Here is a 2,901-nt window from a genome sequence, read left to right as displayed (position 1 = left end):
CACACGACCTTGGCGGAGTATTTGACCGCCTTGCACGAGGCGCTTCCCCCCACCTGATCCAACTTTGCGCGCGCCTTCAGGCTCCCGCCGGTTACCGTGCCTCACCAAGCAGCCGGTCGATCAGCATGCGGAAGCCGGGGCCCTGGACGCCGCGCTCGTGCCAGCGGCGCACCGCGTGCGGCACGATTTTCTCACACCGCCGCGGTCCCCGACGCAGGCATGGCGGCCTCGATCGCAGCCTGGAGTTGGTAGCCGCGAAGCGGCTTGAACAGTACTGCCGCGGCATGATCCAGTTCGATCCGCCTTAGATTTGCGGGCTCGCGCGACCCGGTTACGAAAACAATCTTGGAACCAACGGCGCTGTGGATGGCGATTGACGCATCGACACCATCCTCGATCCCTTTCAATCGGACATCCATCAGCACAACAGCGGGACGATGCTCACGGGCAAGTGCAATCGCCTTTTGAGCGGTATCGGCGATCCCGCACACCTTTCGTCCCATCGCCTCGATCTCATGGGCGAACAGGTCCGCAATCAGGAACTCGTCTTCCACAACCAGAATGCAATCGCTCAATCTGTTCATTTCGACGCCTCTTGAGTTGGAATGACAATCTCGATATGCATGCCGTCGCTGTAGCGCTCGGTGGCAGCGCCATCGAGTTGCGCCGCCAGGCCCCTGATGGTTCTCATTCTATGGGCGGCCCTGTTCGAATCCGCCTCTATCTCCGTACCGGCGGCAAGCCTGTTGTCCGACACGGTGAGAACGACGGCTTCAGTGATATTCCGCCGCAACGCCAAGGCGATTCGTCCGCCTCTCGGAAGCGAATGATCGAGACTGTCGATAATGAGTTCGGTCGCAAGTAATCCCAACGGGGCGGCAAAATCGATCGTGACCATCAGTGGGGATGCCTCCACGGTCAGTTCGACGCTTCTTTCCGCACGATTGGCCAGAACGTTGTCGGTCAATTGGCGCAGAAACGGCGCGATGTCGAAGGTTCCGAAACCGGATTGCATCATTTGCTGGTGGGCCAGGGCCAGCACGTAGACCCGGCTTCGCACATCCTGCAGCCCCTGCCTGGCGTCGGCGCCTCCGGTATATCTTGCCTGCGACGCCAACAGCGCATCGACCATCTGCATCTTGTTCTTGACGCGGTGGTGAAGCTCTCGCAACAGGAGATCGCGTTGCTTAACCGCCCCGGTCAACTCGACGGTCCGCGACGCGACGCGCTCTTCGAGCGCTCCCTTGGAGCTCACCAGGAACTGCTGCTGCCTGGCAAACTGCAGCATGAAAAAGAGAAAGAGGACGCATGCCGAGATGAACCAGCTCAACCGCCCGACGGTCCAGCCGAGCGTATAGCGCCCGGGTCCCGCGATCGACAGGATTTGCGAGAACGCCATCGCGGTCAGCACAAGACTCATCAACAGGAAGATGAGGTTTCTGCTGCGAAGCATACCCAGGATCAGTCCAATCCCGGCGATCAGCACAGCAAGCTGGGCCGAGAGCAGAAATGTGTCTAACTTCGTCCACGATGATCCAAGTACCAGCGCCGGAAACCTGTCGACGGCGAAGATGGCCACACTGACGGCGGCCGTGATCGCGATCAGGACACCGACCACGGCGAAGCCGATCGCGCGATTAACATGCCGCGCGCGGATCCGGCTCGCCCCGATTTCAAGGACGACGGCGATCAGCACCAGGATGCCAAAGCCAGTATACCAGAAATTATAGATCCAGCGGGACGACTGGTCGGTGCCGAGGATGATGTAGTCGGTCAGCACGGCGCCCGGAAATGTCAAGAGAACAAAGACCGACATCAGGCTGCCGAACAGATAGGCGGACGCCAGGGTCAGCAGCGACCAGGTGCGGGTGCCGCGCGTCATCACGAACAGCAGGAAGCTCGTGGACAGTTCGGTCGCCAGCACCCCGGCGATGAAAAACGGGATGAGACCCGGCAAGTCCGGCCCTCGCAGGTCAGCAACCGGCAACATGGCCAGCGCGGCCGCCGCGTAGAGGCAGACCGCCGCGACGATCCAGCGGTAGGCCTGATCCGGGGGCGCCGCCAAGTCTGGTCTGCGTTGCGCGTCCGCGCTACTAACGACGGCCGCAAAAGTACCGTCCGGAAGTACACCGGTGGCATCGACACTCGGGTATAATGCGGTGATGTCGGACATGGGCTTTAAGAGACGTCGTTCGAGCCCGTGAGAACGCACGGGCAGCAAGCATTCGTTCGTCCGAGTGACCTCCAGACCGAATCAAATCCGGGCCGAGGTGTGCGGCACGGCTTCTCAACCGCAAAAAATCGTTGAACCTGGCGATGGCACGTGGCTGAGTGCAAATGAAACCGGCTCTGGGGAGGACCAATCTCCCGTTAGCCAATAGGTTCCTCGCAAAATCTGCCGGCTGCAGATTTCGGCGACTCGCCGACGCTACGCTCACTGAGAGCCCAAGTCGAGCCAGCGTTTTGGGAGCAAAGCGGGCACCGACTGTAACTCGGCTGGGTACGCGGGTTGGTTCACGGCCGATGAATTCCCTGTCGGAGCACACGGAGCGCGTGACGACTAATTCGGCACAAACCCCGCCGCCTCAAGCGCCGCGCGGCTCTTCTCCGAGGCCAGCGCCTGAAGAAAGGCCTGTACTGCCGGACGATGTTTTCGCGCGGTCACCACGGCAAAATCATAATGCTCTTCCGTGAGCGGAATGAAGCTTAAGCCAGCGGCATCGGCGACCGGCGCGATCGTCATGCCCCAATCGGCGCGATGCTGGGCGATCGCGGCAGTGACCGCATTGTGGGATTTCGGCTGGTTCCAGTAGCCATCGGGACGCGCCCCGCCGAGCAGCCGGTCGATCAGGATGCGGGTGCCCGCGCCCTGGTTGCGGTTGACCATGATGCAGGAGGGAT

Annotated in this window: 3 protein-coding genes; all 3 read right to left on the bottom strand. The window is 61.3% G+C overall.

Going from position 1 to position 2,901, the window contains the following annotated elements; genetic code table 11:
* Positions 1-191 precede the first annotated feature (191 nt).
* Positions 192-584, bottom strand: a complete 393-nt coding sequence (locus tag ABSG20_RS33820; RefSeq protein ID WP_423868783.1) for a response regulator — start codon at positions 582-584, stop codon at positions 192-194.
* The gene (locus ABSG20_RS33815) at positions 581-2,065 is read right to left on the bottom strand and encodes a sensor histidine kinase (protein WP_423868782.1); all 1,485 of its coding nucleotides are present in this window, start codon (positions 2,063-2,065) and stop codon (positions 581-583) included. The genes ABSG20_RS33820 and ABSG20_RS33815 overlap by 4 nt, the downstream gene beginning before the upstream one ends.
* Positions 2,066-2,560: 495 nt before the next feature.
* Positions 2,561-2,901 (bottom strand): substrate-binding domain-containing protein (locus ABSG20_RS33810; RefSeq protein WP_423868781.1); only part of this gene is annotated, 341 nt, incomplete at its 5' end.

This window comes from Bradyrhizobium sp. (assembly GCF_049512235.1).
GTDB lineage: Bacteria > Pseudomonadota > Alphaproteobacteria > Rhizobiales > Xanthobacteraceae > Bradyrhizobium.
Note: the sequence above shows the minus strand (reverse complement) of the source record. Positions and strands in the feature narration are given on the sequence as shown.